This is a genomic window from Idiomarina aminovorans (assembly GCF_023155095.1).
Classification (GTDB): domain Bacteria; phylum Pseudomonadota; class Gammaproteobacteria; order Enterobacterales; family Alteromonadaceae; genus Idiomarina; species Idiomarina aminovorans.
In genome coordinates this window covers 150,888-168,082 of sequence record NZ_JAKNDA010000003.1, presented here as the reverse complement: position 1 = coordinate 168,082, position 17,195 = coordinate 150,888, and the positions used below count along the sequence as shown (strand labels likewise).

General features: G+C 46.7%; 23 protein-coding genes. 15 read left to right on the top strand and 8 right to left on the bottom strand.

Annotation, left to right across the window (positions count from 1 at the left end):
- Nucleotides 1–78: 78 nt before the first annotated feature.
- The 5 genes from L8G48_RS07380 to L8G48_RS07360 all read right to left on the bottom strand — a co-directional run bounded on the left by L8G48_RS07380 (nt 79) and on the right by L8G48_RS07360 (nt 3,439).
- Nucleotides 79–1,203 (bottom strand): DUF6136 family protein, encoded by a 1,125-nt coding sequence (locus L8G48_RS07380; protein WP_248263963.1) that lies wholly within the window; start codon nt 1,201–1,203, stop codon nt 79–81.
- Complete coding sequence (locus L8G48_RS07375; protein ID WP_248263962.1) at nt 1,200–1,805, bottom strand: ATP-binding cassette domain-containing protein; 606 nt, start codon at nt 1,803–1,805, stop codon at nt 1,200–1,202. Before L8G48_RS07375 ends, L8G48_RS07380 begins: the two co-directional genes overlap by 4 nt.
- Nucleotides 1,806–1,906: 101 nt before the next feature.
- Nucleotides 1,907–2,188: a HigA family addiction module antitoxin gene (locus tag L8G48_RS07370; protein WP_348983644.1), complete on the bottom strand. Its 282-nt coding sequence runs from the start codon at nt 2,186–2,188 to the stop codon at nt 1,907–1,909.
- Nucleotides 2,189–2,203: 15 nt separating this feature from the next.
- On the bottom strand, nt 2,204–2,482 hold the full coding sequence (locus tag L8G48_RS07365; RefSeq protein WP_248263960.1) for a type II toxin-antitoxin system RelE/ParE family toxin: 279 nt from the start codon (nt 2,480–2,482) through the stop codon (nt 2,204–2,206).
- A gap of 81 nt (nt 2,483–2,563) precedes the next feature.
- Nucleotides 2,564–3,439 carry a DNA ligase gene (locus L8G48_RS07360; RefSeq protein ID WP_248263959.1) on the bottom strand — a complete coding sequence of 292 codons (876 nt, stop codon included), beginning with the start codon at nt 3,437–3,439 and terminating at the stop codon, nt 2,564–2,566.
- A gap of 271 nt (nt 3,440–3,710) precedes the next feature.
- Here L8G48_RS07360 and L8G48_RS07355 point away from each other — a divergent pair, with 271 nt between their 5' ends.
- Genes L8G48_RS07355 through L8G48_RS07345 form a run of 3 tightly spaced genes read left to right on the top strand, consistent with a single transcriptional unit; the run spans nt 3,711 to nt 5,661 of the window.
- Nucleotides 3,711–4,109: a thiol-disulfide oxidoreductase DCC family protein gene (locus tag L8G48_RS07355; protein ID WP_248263958.1), complete on the top strand. Its 399-nt coding sequence runs from the start codon at nt 3,711–3,713 to the stop codon at nt 4,107–4,109.
- Nucleotides 4,110–4,151: 42 nt separating this feature from the next.
- Complete coding sequence (locus tag L8G48_RS07350) at nt 4,152–5,144, top strand: catalase family peroxidase (RefSeq protein WP_248263957.1); 993 nt, start codon at nt 4,152–4,154, stop codon at nt 5,142–5,144.
- Nucleotides 5,137–5,661, top strand: coding sequence for a cytochrome b (locus L8G48_RS07345; protein WP_248263956.1), 525 nt, complete (start codon nt 5,137–5,139; stop codon nt 5,659–5,661). The genes L8G48_RS07350 and L8G48_RS07345 overlap by 8 nt, the downstream gene beginning before the upstream one ends.
- An 11-nt stretch (nt 5,662–5,672) precedes the next feature.
- On the opposite strand, the gene L8G48_RS07340 is transcribed toward L8G48_RS07345, so the two are convergent.
- On the bottom strand, nt 5,673–5,924 hold the full coding sequence (locus tag L8G48_RS07340; protein ID WP_282444714.1) for a TIGR03643 family protein: 252 nt from the start codon (nt 5,922–5,924) through the stop codon (nt 5,673–5,675).
- A gap of 152 nt (nt 5,925–6,076) precedes the next feature.
- Between L8G48_RS07340 and L8G48_RS07335 the strand changes: the two genes are divergently transcribed.
- The 3 genes from L8G48_RS07335 to L8G48_RS07325 all read left to right on the top strand — a co-directional run bounded on the left by L8G48_RS07335 (nt 6,077) and on the right by L8G48_RS07325 (nt 7,332).
- The gene (locus tag L8G48_RS07335; protein ID WP_248263955.1) at nt 6,077–6,544 is read left to right on the top strand and encodes a hypothetical protein; all 468 of its coding nucleotides are present in this window, start codon (nt 6,077–6,079) and stop codon (nt 6,542–6,544) included.
- Nucleotides 6,541–6,993, top strand: a complete 453-nt coding sequence (locus L8G48_RS07330) for a hypothetical protein (RefSeq protein WP_248263954.1) — start codon at nt 6,541–6,543, stop codon at nt 6,991–6,993. The genes L8G48_RS07335 and L8G48_RS07330 overlap by 4 nt, the downstream gene beginning before the upstream one ends.
- A gap of 168 nt (nt 6,994–7,161) precedes the next feature.
- Nucleotides 7,162–7,332 carry a DUF3545 family protein gene (locus tag L8G48_RS07325; RefSeq protein WP_248263953.1) on the top strand — a complete coding sequence of 57 codons (171 nt, stop codon included), beginning with the start codon at nt 7,162–7,164 and terminating at the stop codon, nt 7,330–7,332.
- Nucleotides 7,333–7,406: 74 nt separating this feature from the next.
- Here the strand turns inward: L8G48_RS07325 and suhB are convergent, their stop codons facing one another.
- Entirely contained in the window at nt 7,407–8,183 is a 777-nt protein-coding gene (gene suhB, locus L8G48_RS07320; RefSeq protein WP_248263952.1) for an inositol-1-monophosphatase, read from the bottom strand.
- 108 nt (nt 8,184–8,291) lie between these two features.
- On the opposite strand from suhB, the gene trmJ reads away from it, so the two are divergent.
- From trmJ to L8G48_RS07305, 3 genes are all read left to right on the top strand, one after another.
- Nucleotides 8,292–9,014 carry a tRNA (cytosine(32)/uridine(32)-2'-O)-methyltransferase TrmJ gene (gene trmJ, locus L8G48_RS07315; RefSeq protein WP_248263951.1) on the top strand — a complete coding sequence of 241 codons (723 nt, stop codon included), beginning with the start codon at nt 8,292–8,294 and terminating at the stop codon, nt 9,012–9,014.
- A 68-nt stretch (nt 9,015–9,082) separates the two neighbouring features.
- The gene (iscR, locus tag L8G48_RS07310) at nt 9,083–9,562 is read left to right on the top strand and encodes a Fe-S cluster assembly transcriptional regulator IscR (RefSeq protein WP_248263950.1); all 480 of its coding nucleotides are present in this window, start codon (nt 9,083–9,085) and stop codon (nt 9,560–9,562) included.
- Between the two features lie 29 nt (nt 9,563–9,591).
- Nucleotides 9,592–10,749, top strand: a complete 1,158-nt coding sequence (locus tag L8G48_RS07305) for an IscS subfamily cysteine desulfurase (RefSeq protein WP_248263949.1) — start codon at nt 9,592–9,594, stop codon at nt 10,747–10,749.
- On the opposite strand, the gene msrA is transcribed toward L8G48_RS07305, so the two are convergent.
- Nucleotides 10,746–11,291 (bottom strand): peptide-methionine (S)-S-oxide reductase MsrA, encoded by a 546-nt coding sequence (gene msrA, locus L8G48_RS07300; protein WP_248263948.1) that lies wholly within the window; start codon nt 11,289–11,291, stop codon nt 10,746–10,748. The genes L8G48_RS07305 and msrA overlap by 4 nt on opposite strands.
- Before the next feature lie 165 nt (nt 11,292–11,456).
- On the opposite strand from msrA, the gene ndk reads away from it, so the two are divergent.
- The 6 genes from ndk to hisS all read left to right on the top strand — a co-directional run bounded on the left by ndk (nt 11,457) and on the right by hisS (nt 17,195).
- Nucleotides 11,457–11,888, top strand: a complete 432-nt coding sequence (gene ndk / locus L8G48_RS07295; protein WP_248263947.1) for a nucleoside-diphosphate kinase — start codon at nt 11,457–11,459, stop codon at nt 11,886–11,888.
- 87 nt (nt 11,889–11,975) lie between these two features.
- Nucleotides 11,976–13,112 carry a dual-specificity RNA methyltransferase RlmN gene (gene rlmN, locus L8G48_RS07290; protein ID WP_248263946.1) on the top strand — a complete coding sequence of 379 codons (1,137 nt, stop codon included), beginning with the start codon at nt 11,976–11,978 and terminating at the stop codon, nt 13,110–13,112.
- A gap of 33 nt (nt 13,113–13,145) precedes the next feature.
- The gene (locus tag L8G48_RS07285; RefSeq protein WP_248263945.1) at nt 13,146–13,601 is read left to right on the top strand and encodes a tetratricopeptide repeat protein; all 456 of its coding nucleotides are present in this window, start codon (nt 13,146–13,148) and stop codon (nt 13,599–13,601) included.
- A 20-nt stretch (nt 13,602–13,621) separates the two neighbouring features.
- Nucleotides 13,622–14,707: a RodZ domain-containing protein gene (locus L8G48_RS07280; protein WP_248263944.1), complete on the top strand. Its 1,086-nt coding sequence runs from the start codon at nt 13,622–13,624 to the stop codon at nt 14,705–14,707.
- Between the two features lie 19 nt (nt 14,708–14,726).
- Nucleotides 14,727–15,845 (top strand): flavodoxin-dependent (E)-4-hydroxy-3-methylbut-2-enyl-diphosphate synthase, encoded by a 1,119-nt coding sequence (gene ispG, locus L8G48_RS07275; protein WP_248263943.1) that lies wholly within the window; start codon nt 14,727–14,729, stop codon nt 15,843–15,845.
- A 72-nt stretch (nt 15,846–15,917) separates the two neighbouring features.
- Entirely contained in the window at nt 15,918–17,195 is a 1,278-nt protein-coding gene (gene hisS / locus L8G48_RS07270; protein ID WP_248263942.1) for a histidine--tRNA ligase, read from the top strand.

Here is a 17,195-nt window from a genome sequence, read left to right as displayed (position 1 = left end):
AGGATTTTACCTGAAAAGAAAAATTAAGTTCTGCTCATTAAAGTGCAGGGAGCCAGCGGTAAAGGCTCCCTGAATTTTTCATAAAAATTCTGACGCCAGAAAAACGATAAGGGCTGCCACGCAGGGGAACAGCAGAAACCATTGCGGGCGCAGCAATATGCCAGTAGCAGTGCTGATATAAAACAACAGCCATAAAACCCATTGGCTTTCTGTAAAAATCCCTGATGCCAGAACAAGCAATGTTCCTGTCAGCGCTTTAAAAAAGGCGTAAATAACACTTTTTCCCAACTGCACCGATTGACTCTCGGGCAGGCTGGTGAGGTACAGTTGATACTGTTTTCTAAGTGCCTGGGTCCCGAATAAGCTACTTGCCAATAATAATGCGCTAACAAAGCTGACTAAATTGAGGAGATAAGGTTGTACCTCCGGCTCTAGCTGCGAGGCGCTGAGGCGGGTCAGGGCTATAAGCAGTAATAGCGACACCAGTCTTAATTTCTCCCCGTTAGGTGATGCGATGTCGGCTTGTAAAAGGAATCGATAAAACCCCTCTGGCCAGTTGCCGAGCTTTATTGAGAAGGTTGGTATCAACCGTTCGGCTACAATTACGGCACCCCATAGCATTAGCCATTCAGGTTTAGTCAGCTCATAAGGTAAGACGAAAGCAAGAAACGGAAAAATGAGCAGGCTGAGCCATGGCAGTTTATTTTTAACGGCTATAATGGCGTAATAAGCTGCGAGCACCACAACACCCGATAAAGGGATGAGCTCCTTCCAAAGCACCCAGTCGCCGGATATCAGTCTGCCGCTTTGCTGAAACAACACAATGAGCAGCAGTACTAATGGACCGAGGATAAAGAAGTTTGCGCCGTACATCATCAACCCAAGATTACTAGCGGATTTGACCACCGGCTTAATGGGAAGCGATTTCAGGTAAAGTTGGTAATGAGTGGCGCAAATGCCAGCACGCTGAAAACTCACCCAACTAAACAGCAAGAGCAGATAGCCCCATAGCGTGTTCAGAAAGACCGGAGCGCTGGTTTCAGGGCTGGCCATGACGCCTATCGACAGAAGCGGCATCATTATCAGAGCGGGCAGAGCAAGAGGAAACAAAGCCACTAAGCCCGTACTAATTTGCCGTAAGCTGTCGAGCCATTGCTTTAACGACTGGTGATAAACTCTAACCCGAAATAACCAGTAGCTCACATGCCACCGCTAATCAGGTTTTGCAGCGGAATATGCTGCACGTCACTATTATCCCAAAACTCACTTTCGTGGCTTGCCATGACAATCTGACCCGGATAATTGATAATAAGCTCTTTAAGTGTCTCGCGGGACCGCTCATCCAGCCCATTACTGGGCTCATCTAAAAGCAATAAGCCGGGTTGATGCATTAAAGCGGTGATTAAACTCAGTTTCTTATAATTGCCTAAGGATAAATTTGCCACTTTAGTGGTTAAATATTCCTCTAACCCGAATTTTGTTATCCACGTTTCGTAAGCACGACAACCGAACTGAAGCGCATGAAAATTCAGGAGTTCCTTGAGCGTCATAAAAGTGGGTAAGGCGACTTTGCTGGCGCTTATTCCAATGTTTTGCTTACTGCCCGGCAGAACAACACTTTGCTGTTGAAAGGTAATATTGCCTTCCCGGGGTGTGATCAGGCCTGCGGCCAATAACAACAGCGTGGTTTTACCCACTCCGTTGGGGCCGGTAACGCACACGCGGGGCGCTTCAATCGTTAAGGATAAATTGCGAAAGACACACTGATGTCCGTGGTACTGGCTGACCTGATTGAAAACTAACAAAGGTGTTAATCCCTTAACTGACTGATAATGCTTTTATATAGTGCCTTTTTGTAATAAGAAATAATACCCTAACGGTAGGGTTCAACCGGTTAATTGCTCTACTATGCGGCAACCAGCTTCTTAACCTTGAGTTCTTTGCGATGTTGCTCAGCATGCCAGAGTTCATATTGGGACTGTTGCTTTAGCCAGCTTTCTGCCGAAGTATTAAATGCAATTGAGAGTCTGATAGCCATTTCAGGGCTAATACCAGCCTTGCCGTTCAGAACAGCACTTAACGTTTTTCGGCTTACGCCCAAAGCTTCCGCAGCAGCGGTTACAGATAAGCCAAGAGGTTCGAGACAAAGCTCCCGTACAACTTCGCCAGGGTGGGGTGGATTGTGCATTAACATAGGAATACCTCAGTGATAATCTTCATAATTTACTATTTCGGCGTCTCCATCCTCAAATCGGAAGGTCACGCGCCAGTTTCCGCTAACTGTCACTGACCAAATTCCAGAGCGGTTACCGGAAAGCTCATGGAGTCGAAGACCTGGTAAATCCATATCTTGAGCGCTTGATGCCGCATTAAGCCTACCAAGAATAAGTTGGAGTCTCTTTTCATGAGCGGCCTGGATTCCTGCGGTGCTACCGAACCTGAAGAACTTAGCCAAACCTTTGTGTTTGAAGTTTCGGATCACAACTGAACTGTAACTTGTAACGTATCGGGTGTCAATTTTTCCAGCTTCTGCATATTACGCATGTGCACCTTGCCCGAAAAGTCATTCATCGTCGGGCTCTTCCCGAATTCGTAAAAAGCTGGCAAAGCGTGGCACTCCGTTATTGGTGTAGCCATGGTATTTGTAGGTTATTGTACTACCTATAGGCGGAGGGTTCGCCCGTTCGGCATCGGTGAATCCGGTGCCAATAGAAAACTCAATACCTTGTTGGTTGCGCACTCGCAGAGCGCCGAGCATATCTGTATATTTGCCTTTGCCGGGTAAATGCGAAATCACTACAGCTTCGTCGTCGAAATAGGGCTTTAACTTCAATAACGAACTGCTTCTGCCGGTTTGGTGAGTTGCCTTTGCCAAGTGCAGCATCAGGCCTTCCGCCCCATGCTCAACCACGGCCTGAAGATGTTCGCTTAGCGCATGGTTGGAATGAAACCGCTGTTGTTTTACCGCCTTAATGTGTTCTGCATCTATTTGCCCGATAAGGTTTGAGTAGTTTTTGTAACGCTGCTCAAATGGAAGCGCTTTATCGGGCATATCAAACACCATATAACTGACCTGACGCCAGGCGTTATTGTCAGGAATCTGAGTTCGCACAATTGAGCTTAAGTTTTCGAAGTTCTGGCGTTGTGTCCATAATTCTCCGTCTAGCCAGACCGCGGGTAATGGCGCTGTAAACCAATCAGGAGCTGATATCGGGTTGCCTTGCCGGGTCAGCAGTTGTTCGCCGGTCCAGATGGCCCTTATACCGTCATATTTTTCACTGACTAAGTAGTCTTTAACCGGGGTGGTCGTGTCCTGTTCATACACTTTTGCCAGCTGGGTTTGCGGTGAATCTTGTAAAGCCAGTGCCGGACAGGCGAAAAAGGCGGTGAGATAAAGAACAACTGCATAAACGAGATGAACTTTAAAGAGTTTTGGCATCCTTGCCTCCTTACTTTCCAGTTAGTTCCAGCGCCTCTGCGCCAGCGTTTCGTTTAGATACTAGCACTGGGTATTAAAGTTAGCAGCGTGGTAATGTCGTATTCTGAAAGAGGCAACATCTTAATGAACGCTGGTGGCTGTATCATAAAACGCCATTAACTCAGGTTGGTGTTCCCGAGCAGAGCTTGCAAACCGACTTTTGAACTACAGCATGAATCGAATACGAAAAAATACCGTATAAGAACATGAAACTCGAAAAACGGTGGTTCTAATGTCAGAGCAAAACTCGAAACTTGTTATTTTTTATGATGGCGGATGCCCCTTGTGCGTTAAGGAGATGCGGCATTTAAGGAAACTGGATGAACAAAGAAAAATCCAGTTTGAGAATATTAATGAGCCGGACTTTAATCAGCGCTACCCTGCGGTGGATGTCGCTAAAGCGAACCAGTATCTGCACGGGCAGAGCCGCTCTGGTGAAATGATTTACGGACTGGATGTCACCCACGCTGCCTGGTCGCAGGTAGATAAAGGCTGGATGATTGCGCCGCTGCGCTGGCCAGCTATTCGTTGGTTTGCTGATAAAGCCTACTTATTCTTTGCGCGCTACCGCAACCGCATTTCAAAGCTCTTAACAGGTAAAGAACGTTGCTCGCAGTGCTCTATTGACTGATATACTTGAACCGAAAAAAATTATAATAAGAGTATTTTCAACATGAAAAAGCGATATTTAGCCTTACTGCTAACACCAATAGCAGGCGTTGCAGCTCAACAACTCTCTGAGCAAGCTCCTAAAGTTACGGCACAGCAATTTGTGAATTTGCAGCAAGGAGAAACAGCACACCCTGGGTTTCGTCGAGCGCACGCGAAAGGCATTTGTGTCACGGGCGAATTCCGCTCTAATGGAAAATTAGTGGAGTATTCAGAAGCGTCGCTATTTGAAACCGGCGCAATACCTTTTACCGGACGGTTTTCGGTAGCCGGTAATAACCCAACCGCGCCCGATTTGAAAGCTCCGGTACGCAGTTTTGCTTTGAGCTTTGCCACGAGCTCGACCGAGCAATGGCGTATTGCAATGAATACTCCGCCAGTTATGGCGGTTAAAGATCCTCATACTTTTTATCAGCAAATTCAGGCCATTCAGGCTGGCTCCGAAGCAATACAAGCGTTTTTTGCGGAGCATCCGGAAACCAGCGAATTTTTGAATTGGAAAGCCCAGTACCAGCCTAGTGGCAGTTTTGCCGCCGAAATCTACAACAGCATTAACGCGTTTTATTTGGTTAACTCCGCGGGTGAAAAGCAAGCCGTGCGCTGGGCTATGCAGCCAAGTGTTGCTGTCTCAGCTGACAATTTAGAGGGCGTGGATGCGCTGCATGAAGAAATTACTCATCGGGTAGCGAAAGAAAATGTCGTTTTTGACTGGGTTTTTACCTTGGCAAATGATGAAGATGACGAGAATAATCCGACCCAGGCATGGCCGGACAGTCGAAAGCAGATTATTGCCGGGCAGGTAGTCATTACCGCAGTAACGCCACAGCTAGAGGGCGAATGTCATGGTATCAATTACGACCCACTGGTGCTGCCAACGGGTATTGAAGCAACGCGCGACCCGATACTTCGAGCTCGCTCTGCTGCTTATGCGGAGTCCTATCGACGCAGAGCAAAAGAAGCGTTAATGGGTGAGTTGGAGGAACCGGGCAATGAGTAATACACAAAAGTTTTCGTTATCGATGCGCTTGTTTCACTGGGCAATGGCAGCTTTGATTATTTCGATGCTGGCGGCGGGTTTATTAATGGTTCGTTCACTGGAACCCTGGCAGTTGACTATTTTGACGGTACATAAAGCCTTCGGTGTTGTGGCTGCCGTGCTGGTTATTGCCCGCTTAGTGAATCGTTTTTTTCATCAGATTCCGGCATTGCCAAATGATTTATCTAATCTGCAAAAATTTGTCGCTCAGGCTGCTCATTGGCTACTCTATTTACTGTTGTTCGCCATGCCAATTTCAGGGTATCTAATGCAATATTTTGCGGCGCGGCCAGCTGATGTCTTTGGCTGGTTCCGCTTGCCGGCGGCACTGAATGTGGATATCCAGACCTATGCGCTTTTTCGAGAGTTGCACGGCTGGCTGGCGTTAGCATTGGTTGCTTTAGTTGCCTTGCATATTGCAGCGGCTTTGCATCACCATTTTATTCGCAAAGATAATGTTCTGAAGAGCATGCTTTAGTCGGGTATAAACTACCGCTGTTTATACTGTGTTGGACAGTAGCCGCGGGACACTCCAGCGGGACGCAGTTTGCGATGCTTAGTATTGCGTCCCGAAACCCGTTCGCGCCAGAGTCGAAAGCTGCTGGGTTTTAGCTGAGAGCGCATAAACTTAATGACCTGTTTTTCTTTTAGGCCAAACTGCTCTTCAATGGCTTCAAATGGCGTGCGGTCTTCCCACGCCATTTCGATAATTCGGGATTGCTCCGATTCAGTAAGTTCCATAAACAGCCCACTTAAATGCTTTCATTGAGTTACGCTTACGCGCTTTAATCGGATCTTTATTTTGCTTAACGAAACCTCTGATTGAAGCTGACGACTGGGCGCTTTGGTGGTTAAATAAGACTAATCGATATCAGGAACAAGCAGTAACTGTCATGGCCGACACGCAGTACATAACCAAAAATCGCCTTTCTCAGGAAGTAAACCAAGTCCGTTTATGGGCTGCTATTATCGGCGCTCCTATTGCGGGCTTTTGGGTGTATCAATTGCCAAACTTCTGGTGGATTATTGGGTTAGTTTATCTATTCGCTATTATTGGTGCGGCATCCACTAAGCGCTCGAGTGCTAAAGGCGAATTAAAAACCCTGAAGCTTTTAAAGAAGCAGATTCATGTTTTGGCGGAGCATCTTAAGAAAAACCGGGCATCAACCTGGATAGATGGCGTAGTGTTTTTCTCTCACCGCAGCGCGCGGGTTAAGTTGTCTTCTCCGCCCAGTGTACCGGTTATTGAGCGCAAAGGCTTGGTTGAGTATATTTTGAATTATCAGCCTAAACGCCTGCCTGCGAATCTTGAGAAAGTTGTTCAGCAATTAATCACGCTTAAACAAGTGCTAGAGAAATGAATCAAAACCAAAGCTCCAAAGAAAAATTTAATCAATACATTATAAAAATTCCGAAATGGTTTCGATTTGCCCTGGTCTTTCTTCCCTATTTGGCCTTGTTTTATTTTGATTTAGGATTTTGGGGACAGTTATATGGGGCTATGCTGGTTTTGTTGGCTTTTTATATTCACCCTGACGCTTTTGCAAGTAACTCCCATAACATAAGCGAAGTAAAAAATATGATGGCCTTGCTTGATGTACAAGGTGAGCAATTGCGGGTCGGTCTTGAGCAAGTGCCAGCTAAAAAGTTAAAGCGAGTGGCTGTTGGTGAATACGATAAAAACTTCGCTATTTTGAGCTTCCCTTTTAATTACCAAATCAGCCATCATTATGTGTTTCCAATTCAGCAATTTGATTCCGTCCAGAACTTCTTTAAGACGAACTACCCTCAGGTTGAGCTAATCACCTAATTCTTCACACCTTTGCCATAACTTATTAACAAAACAGTAACAAAGTTCTTTTAATGTGGCCTTGCGTGTGGTAGTTATGAATTGTGGCTTTTTTGTTAAAAAACAGATTTGTCACAGCGCTAATACCATAATTAGAAAAGTTGTATCAAAAAGAACAGAGGTCATACCATGGATAATTCAGAAGAACTGCAAAAGGTAAATGACAAGTCTGGTAAAGGTCGCGCCGGAAAACGTAAGTGGCGTGAAATAGAACAACTGAAGGAAAAGTACCGGTTACGGGAAGAACTCTCTGATATGGACTACTCGCTAGATCTCGATTTGGAAGAAATCGAATTATAAAAAAGAACGCCGTCTGGGTAACCTCAGACGGCGTTTTTGCTTTTCGGCTTACTGCTCTTTAGTTATCAAAGAGCTCAGCGAATTTGTGCCAGCATTTGTTTTAATGCTTTCGGCGCACCGGCTGCTATGTTGCCTGACTGAATGTAGTTGTGGCCGCCCTGAAAGTCGCTGACGATGCCTCCGGCTTCGCGCACCAATAATTCGCCGGCCAACATATCCCAGGGCTTAAGACCCATTTCCCAGAATGCATCGTGGCGTGCGGCAGCAACGTAGGCTAAATCTAGTGCGGCTGCGCCCGCACGACGAATATCGGCGCAATGCTCAAACAAGGTACTGAACATTTCCAAATATTCGGGCATACGGCTTTTCATTTTAAACGGGAAGCCGGTGGCCAGAATGGCGCCTTTCAATTCTACTTTAGGTGAAATACGCAAGCGACGACCATTTAACTGCGCACCCGCGCCGCGAGTTGCGGTGAACAATTCTTCGCGCATAGGATCGTAAACAACGGCCTGTTGAACAGAGCCTTTGTGAAGCAAAGCTATAGAAATACAAAAGTGAGGGATACCGCGCATGTAATTGGTGGTGCCGTCGAGCGGATCAATAACCCATTGAAAATCGTTGTCTTTTCCCGTTTGAGTACCGCTTTCTTCTGCAATGATGCCGTGATCAGGATAAGACTTTTTGATGGTGTTGATAATTGCCTGTTCTGCGGCTTTATCCATATCTGTTACCCAGTCGTTTAAGCCTTTTGATTCGGCTTCAATGGGGCTTCCCTGGTCGAAATTTTTAACTAGAATTTTGCCGGCTGCACGCGCTGCGCGCACCGCAATATTTAACATCGGATGCATACCAATTACCTGTGCTGTAAAAGAACAATTTTCGGTCGCGGATCATACCAGTGTTACGGTATCATGCCAAACTTTTCCATAAGCCGAGAAAAACCTGAGGAAAACGCGATGCTTGATAACATACGTATTGTTCTGGTGAACACGTCCCACACCGGAAACATTGGTTCTGTTGCCCGCGCCATGAAAACTATGGGGCTGTCTAAACTTACTTTAGTTGACCCTGTGCAGGAGCCTGACAGCCATGCATCGGCGTTAGCAGCAGGTGCAACGGATATTCTGGCATCGGCGACTATTGTAGACACGTTGCAGGAAGCCATTGCTGACTGCGGGTTGGTTATTGCAACCAGTGCCCGCAACCGAACACTGGACTGGCCTTTACTGGGTCCGCGGGATTGTGCTACCAAGGTTTTAGATGAAGCAGGAAAACATCAGGTCGCTTTGGTCTTTGGCCGCGAAAACAGCGGACTGACTAACGAAGAGTTGCAGCTAAGCCAGTTTCACCTGCATATACCGACTAACCCGGATTACAGCTCGCTGAACTTAGCGATGGCGGTACAAACGGTGAGTTACGAGTTGCGCATGCAATGGTTGGCGTCGAAACAACGGGCTACCGGAGACTTGCCGGAATACCCGCGAGCTGAAGATTTAGAACGGTTTTACCAGCACCTTGAAACAACCTTAGGTGATACTGGATTTATTGTTCCTCAGCACCCCGGGCAGGTAATGACAAAGTTACGTCGTTTATTTAACCGCGCCCGGCCGGAGGAAAATGAAATTAATATTTTACGGGGTATGTTGGCTTCGATTGATAAATCGACAGGTAATACTTGACTAAAACAGTCGGGAATGTAGAATTTGCCAGTAATAATAATAATCAATTAAACAGCAGAGGAACTATCATGCGCCTGACGTCAAAAGGTCGATACGCAGTCACAGCTATGCTGGATGTTGCGCTTTTCACGGCGAATGGCCCCGTGCCGTTAGCGGACATTTCTGAGCGTCAGGGCATATCACTGTCTTATTTGGAGCAATTATTCGCACGTTTGCGCAAGCATGGATTAGTCGACAGCGTACGCGGTCCCGGTGGTGGTTATCGCTTAGGTTGTTTGCCGACAGATATTTCTGTCGGAGCAGTTATTCATGCCGTAGATGAATCCATTGATGCCACCCGCTGTCAGGGAAAAGCCAATTGTCAGGGCGGCGAGCGTTGTTTAACGCATTCTTTGTGGGAAGGTCTGAGTGAGAGAATTGCTGACTTTCTGGATGGAATTACGTTAGCTGAACTCATGAATAAGCAGGACGTTGGTAACGTTCTGCACCGACAAAGCTCGCTGCATAATCACAATGAAGAAGAGATTAAGTTAAACTCTCACCTATAATACCACCTTTAGATTGTCAGGAGCCTCCAGTGCCTAAGTTACCGATTTATTTCGATTATGCTGCAACTACGCCGGTTGATCCTGTTGTTGCAGAGAAAATGATGGGTTGTTTAACTCAGGACGGACTTTTCGGCAACCCGGCGTCGCGCTCTCATAAATACGGTTGGCAGGCTGAAGAAGCGGTTGATATTGGTCGTCATCAAGTGGCGGAGCTTATCAATGCCGACGCGCGTGAAATTGTATTTACCTCCGGGGCAACCGAGTCAGATAACCTGGCGATAAAAGGCGCAGCTCAGTATTACTCCGCTAAAGGAAAGCACATTATTACCTTGAAAACCGAGCATAAAGCGGTACTGGACACTTGTGCTCAGATGGAGAAAGAAGGTTTTGAAGTCACATACCTGGACGTTGGTAGTGACGGTTTGCTGGATATGGATAAGTTCCGCTCAGCCTTGCGAGAAGATACTGTGCTGGTCAGCGTTATGCTGGTGAACAACGAAATTGGCGTTATTCAGGATATAGCGGCTATTGGCGATTCATGCCGCGAAAATGGCACCTTGTTTCATGTGGATGCTGCGCAAGCCTCCGGTAAAGTGCCTATGGATATGGCCAAGCTGCCAGTTGATTTAATGTCTCTTTCCGCTCATAAAATGTATGGACCTAAAGGCATTGGTGCATTGTATGTGCGTCGTGCGCCCAGGGTTCGCTTGCTGGCACAAATGCACGGTGGCGGTCATGAGCGCGGTATGCGTTCAGGTACGTTACCCACTCATCAAATTGTTGGTATGGGTGTGGCGGCGGAAATGGCGCGTAATGAGTTGGAGCTGGAACCTGCACGAATTGAAAACTTGCGTCAGCGATTATGGACAGGAATTAGCCCGTTGCAAGGTGTGACCTTAAATGGCTCAGAGCAGCAACGCGTGCCACATATTACGAATATCAGTTTTGCCGGAGTCGATGGCGAACTGTTGTTAATGGCATTAAAAGATCTCGCGCTCTCTTCAGGCTCTGCCTGCACTTCGGCCAGTGTTGAACCTTCGTATGTCTTAAGCGCGTTAGGGGTTAAACACGAACTGGCAATGAGCTCGCTGCGTTTTAGTATCGGTCGTTACACGTCCGAAGATGATATCGACAGTGCAGTAGAACTCATCCTCCGCACTATCGGTACTTTAAGAGGTGCTGCTTAGTCTTTCAGCAGACCCGCAAAGGTTTTACGGAATTTAGCCAGCTTCGGTGAAATGACCGCCTGACAATAGGGGTTTTCCGGGTTTCTGGCGTAGTAGTTTTCGTGATAATCCTCTGCCGGATAAAACGTGCCCAGCTCCGTTACCTCGGTTACGATAGGGTCTGCAAATGCATTGTCAGCTTCTAGCTCTGCAATAATTTTTTCGGCTTCCCGCTTTTGCTCATCGTTATGATAGAAAATTGATGTGCGATATTGCGTACCGACATCATTGCCCTGACGGTTTACCTGAGTCGGATCGTGCAGGGTGAAAAAGATTTCTAAGATTTGACGGTAAGAGATCTGCTCCGGATCGTACTCGAGTTGTGCGACTTCGGCATGACCGGTTGCACCACTGCAAACCTGCTCGTAGGTTGGATCAGTTGTATGACCGCCAGTGTATCCTGACTTAACAGACTGAATGCCTTTTACTTGCAAGAAGGCAGACTCAACACACCAGAAGCAGCCGCCGCCGAGAGTGGCTTGTTCGTATTCATTGCTCGCCATGTAATAACTCCTTATCGTTAAATGGACGTCTATATGGCTAATTTGTAATATCATCCTAGCTTAGAGTCAGTGAAAAAACAATCACTGGGTATTCGATTTTTGTGCTGATCTCACGTATAATCCGCGCGACTAACTTATCCCTTATATTTATTGGAGTTTATAACCATGGCTTTAGAGCGTACTCTATCAATCATCAAGCCTGATGCAGTTGCAAAAAACTTAATTGGCGCTATCTACAACCGTTTTGAATCTGCGGGTCTTCGCATTGTTGGTGCTAAAATGATGCACTTAAGCAAAGAACAGGCGGAAGGTTTTTACGCGGAACATAAGGAACGTCCTTTCTTCGGTGCTTTAGTTGAATTTATGACTTCAGGTCCTATCGTTGTTCAGGTTCTGGAAGGCGAAGATGCGGTTCGTAAAAACCGTGACATCATGGGTGCGACAAATCCAGCAGAAGCACTGGCAGGAACTATCCGTGCCGACTATGCTGAAACTATCGACGAAAATGCGGTACATGGTTCAGATGCAACTGAATCTGCGGCGCGCGAAATTGCGTATTTCTTCAGTGACGAAGAAGTTTGCCAGCGCACTCGCTAAGACATAAAAAAGATGTAGCCTGATGCTATTGCATCAGGTCACATCCTGACGTAAACGTCAGGCTACACGTAAGAAAACCGGAGCTTTATGACCAACGCAATTGATAAAAAAGTGAACTTACTCGACCTGAATCGTGAAGGGGTTAAAGAATTCTTTCGTGAAATGGGTGAGAAACCGTTTCGTGCGGAACAGGTGATGAAATGGTTGTATCATTTTTGTGTCGATGACTTTGATGAGATGACCAATCTCAATAAAGCTCTGCGTGAAAAACTCAAGCAGGTTGCCGAAATACGTGCTCCTGAGGTTCGCGAACAACAGCAGTCATCGGATGGCACCATTAAATTTGCCATGACCTTGTTTGACGGTCAGGATGTTGAAACCGTTTGGATACCCGAAGGTGATCGCACAACCTTGTGTGTTTCATCTCAAGTGGGCTGTGCACTGGAATGCACTTTCTGTTCAACCGGGGCTCAGGGCTTTAACCGTAACCTGAGTGTGGCAGAAATCATTGGTCAGGTATGGCGGGTTAACCAGCTACTTGGTGCTTACGGCAAAACCGGAATTAAACCGGTTACCAACGTTGTCATGATGGGCATGGGTGAACCTTTGCTGAACTTGAACAATGTTGTTCCGGCAATGGAATTGATGTTAGACGACCTGGGCTTTGGTTTATCAAAGCGTCGTGTTACGTTGAGCACTTCAGGTGTTGTTCCGGCGTTGGAAAAACTGCGCGAACGTATTGATGTGATGTTGGCTATTTCGTTGCACGCACCAGACGACGAGCTGCGTAATGAGATAGTACCGGTCAACAAAAAGTACGATATTGAACAATTTCTGGCATCCAGCCGTCGTTATGTTGAGCAGTCAAAAGCTCAGCATAAGGTAACGGTAGAGTATGTCATGCTGGACCATGTGAATGATTCCACCGATCAAGCACATGCGCTGGCGAAAACTTTAAAAGATACCCCAAGCAAAATTAACCTCATTCCGTTTAACCCGTTTCCGGGCTCCGATTACGGGCGTTCCAGTAACTCGCGTATTGACCGCTTTGCTAAGGTACTGATGGAGTATGGTTTCACGGTGATGATCAGGAAAACTCGCGGTGATGATATTGATGCAGCTTGTGGGCAATTGGTTGGTGATGTCATTGATCGTACCAAACGCATACTGAAGCGTCAGGAGAAGCAGCGTGGTGGGGAATCAATAGCTGTAAAGACCGCGTAAATTAACAGAATCGCAGACACAGGGAGTGTGATAATGCGAGCCGTTTTATTATTGATAGCCGCAGCGCTATTCGGTTGTGCCGCTAACCCCGAAAAGCCAGTTGCTGAGGGTAAAGATGTACGGTTGCGGCTTGGACTTGCTTATTTAGCGCAAGGGAAACTAAAACTTGCCTATCCGCATCTGCAAACAGCATTAACGAAGAATCCTCAGTCTCTTGACGCTAATCTGGCGTTGGGGCAATGGTATTTGTCGACAAATGACATTGATTCAGCTTTGTCACTTTACCAACAGGCATTATCATGGCAACCTAAGAGCGGTGCATTGTACAATAACTATGCGGTTGCATTGTGTGTGGCTGGTGACTGGAAAACAGCACTAACGTATTTTGATAAAGTGACATTGGATCCAGCCTATTCACATCATGCCAGAGTTGATGCCAATAGGGCTGAATGTCTGGCTCAGATAAGTCACGATGCAGCTCAACCTTAACAGGGAAACCCCTTACAATCATGACTGCTGAAAACGAATCAACCAAAGATAACGAAAACACAGAACCAGAAGCGGCACAAGAAACAAAACAACAGCCGAGTAAAAGTCCTGGTGAAATACTCAAAGAAGCCCGCGAAGCTAAAGGTTTAAGCCCGCGTGAGGTGGCAGACCAGTTGCGTTTGCGAAAAGAAATTATTGAATTGCTGGAAGCCGACGACTACTCAAGTTTTTCTACGGCAACCTTCATTAAAGGTTATCTAAGATCTTATGCGAAACTGCTTGATCTGGATGACACTGAGCTGTTTAAAGCGTACAAAGCTAAAGGCTTTCAGGAAGTTGAAAGCAGCCAGATGCAAAGCTTCTCAAGACGAAAAAAGCATGAGGAAAATGATAACCGCTTAATGCTGATCACCTATGTGGTTATTATTATTGTTATTGCTCTGGTCATTTGGTGGTGGCAGGAGCCGGATCTTGGATTTAGTGAAGGCGCAACCGGAATGCAGGAAAGCTCCGAAGTTGCTCCCGCGAACGAAAATGACGAAGCTGGCAGTGTTGGTGGGATTAAAATTTCAAATCAGCCAACGGAGCCACAAATTCAACCGGATGAAGACGAAGCGGTTTTAGAATCAGAAGTGGAAACGGATGATACTAACGTTGCTGTAGAGTCAGTTCAGGAGCCGACAGAAGAAGCCGAAGAAGCTGGCGGTGAGTCTGGTAGTTCTGATCCAATGGCCGTTGAACCTATTGCTGACACAGCCGATACTGACGAGTCGCCGGCTGAAAATAACGAACAGACAGAAAACGAACCAGCAGAAGCTGATCAAGCGGCAACAGAACAAGCCGCGCCGGCAGAAGCCAGTGCGGCGAGTTTGGTGTTAGAATTTAATGAAGAATGTTGGGTCAAAATTGATGATGCTTCTGGTGAAACACAGGCTGTGGGCGTAAAAGCCGCTGGCTACCGGATGCCGGTTCCGGGCAATGCACCATTTTCAGTGACACTGTGTAAACCTGAAGCTGCTAAAATAAGTTTCAACGGTAATACAGTTGATATGGGTCAGTTTCGCAGTGGCCGGGTAGCCCGATTTACCGTACCGTCTGAAGAATAGTAGAGGTCAATTTAACGTTATGATGCACGAGAATCCAATTAAACGCCGTCCTTCACGCCGTTTGTACGTAGGTAATGTACCTATCGGCGATGGCGCACCGATTGCTGTGCAGTCCATGACAAATACTGAAACCACCGATGTTGATGCAACCGTCGCTCAAATCGAAGCATTGGCTCAGGCGGGTGCGGACATTGTTCGGGTTTCTGTACCGACAATGGAAGCCGCGGAAGCTTTTAAATTTATTAAGCAACGTAGTTCTGTACCGCTGGTTACCGATATTCATTTTGATTATCGCATTGCGCTTAAAGTTGCTGAATATGGTGCTGATTGTCTGCGTATTAACCCGGGAAACATTGGCCGTGAAGACAGAGTTAAAGCTGTTGTTGATGCCGCGCGCGAACGTAACATTCCGATTCGTATTGGTGTTAACGGTGGGTCGCTGGAAAAAGACTTACAAGAAAAGTATGGCGAACCGACCGCCGAAGCCTTGGTTGAGTCTGCAATGCGGCACGTTGATATTCTCTATAAACTCGATTTTTACGACTTTAAAGTCAGCGTTAAAGCATCCGATGTCTTTTTAGCGGTTGAGTCGTATCGCTTGCTGGCCGAAAAAATTGATCAGCCACTGCATTTAGGGATTACCGAAGCCGGTGGTAAACGTAGCGGTGCCGTAAAGTCCTCTGTTGGCTTAGGTATGTTGCTGGCGGAAGGTATTGGCGACACGTTACGGGTCTCGCTGGCGGCAGACCCGGTTGAGGAAATTAAAGTAGGCTTTGATATATTAAAGTCGCTGCGTATTCGGGCGCGCGGAATCAATTTTATTGCATGCCCAAGTTGTTCACGTCAGGAATTTGATGTTATTGGTACCGTTAATGCTTTAGAGGAACGGTTGGAAGATATTACTATTCCAATGGATGTATCTATTATAGGCTGTGTGGTCAACGGCCCGGGCGAAGCCCTGATATCCGAGGTTGGCCTTGCTGGTGCCAAAAACAAGAGTGGTCTTTACATTGGTGGTGCACGGCAGAAATTGAGATTGAATAATAATAATTTAGTGGATGAACTGGAAGCACAAATTCGCGAGCAAGTGAAGTTTATTGAAGCTCATAAAATTGACGTAAAAGAAATTAACGGTTGATTTTACCCGCATCGACAAAGTCCTTATAATACCCGCTTATTTTCTGTATCGATAACCAGACGAGAAGGTTCCGTGGCGAATACAATACAAGCAATTCGTGGCATGAATGATTTGTTGCCAGAGCAAAGTCCAGCCTGGCAGCAGGTTGAAGCAGCAATACGACGTGTTGCTGCAAGCTATGGTTATAGTGAAATTCGTATGCCGGTGCTGGAAAGCACGCAACTGTTTAAGCGCTCAATTGGTGAAGTTACGGATATTGTCGAAAAGGAAATGTACACCTTTGACGACCGTAACGGTGAAAGTGTCACTCTGCGCCCTGAAGGAACCGCAAGCTGCGTTCGCGCTGGGAATCAGCATGGTTTGCTGTACAACCAAATACAGCGTTTGTGGTACATGGGGCCTATGTTCCGTTACGAACGCCCGCAAAAAGGGCGTTACCGCCAATTTCATCAATTTGGTATTGAAACCTTTGGTTTAGAGAGTGCTGATGCTGACGCTGAGGTGATTTTGCTTTCGGCCAGATTATGGCGTGAGTTTGGCATTGCTGATCAAGTCGAGCTGCAATTAAACTCCTTGGGTTCTAATGAGGCTCGCGCTAACTACCGTGACGCCTTAAAAAGCTATTTGTCTGACTACAGCAGTGAGCTGGATGATGACAGTATGCGACGTTTAGAGAGTAATCCTCTGCGTATTCTGGATAGCAAAGATCAAAGCACCCAGAAGATTCTTGCGGGAGCGCCACGTTTATCCGAATACTGGGACGCTGAATCGAAAGAACATTTTGAGCAGTTAACCGCACGTTTAGAAGCCGCCGGCATTTCCTACACTTTGAATGAACGTTTGGTTCGCGGTCTGGATTATTACAACCGGACAGTGTTTGAGTGGGTCACTACAGCCCTCGGCGCACAAGGTACGGTTTGTGCCGGTGGTCGCTACGATGGCCTGGTTGAACAACTTGGTGGCAAAGCGACACCGGCGGTTGGTTTTGCCATGGGCATGGAGCGTCTGGTGTTGTTATTGCAGGAGCAGGGTAAACTGACTCCCAGACGAACCGTGGATGCTTACTTAATGCCGTTCGGGGAAGAGGCGGAACTAAACGCCCCGCGCATTGCCGAACAGCTGAGAAATGATTTACCGGAACTGCGGCTGGTTAGCCACTGTGGCGGTGGTTCCATGAAAAAACAAATGAAAAAAGCAGATAAGTCGGGTGCAGAAATTGCGCTGATTATCGGCGCTGATGAAATCGCACAGCAGCAGGTAACGGTAAAGCCATTACGTACTGCTGAAGAACAACAAACTCTGGGCTGGCAGTCTCTTCTTGAATATCTGCAGCCAATGACAAGAGGGTAA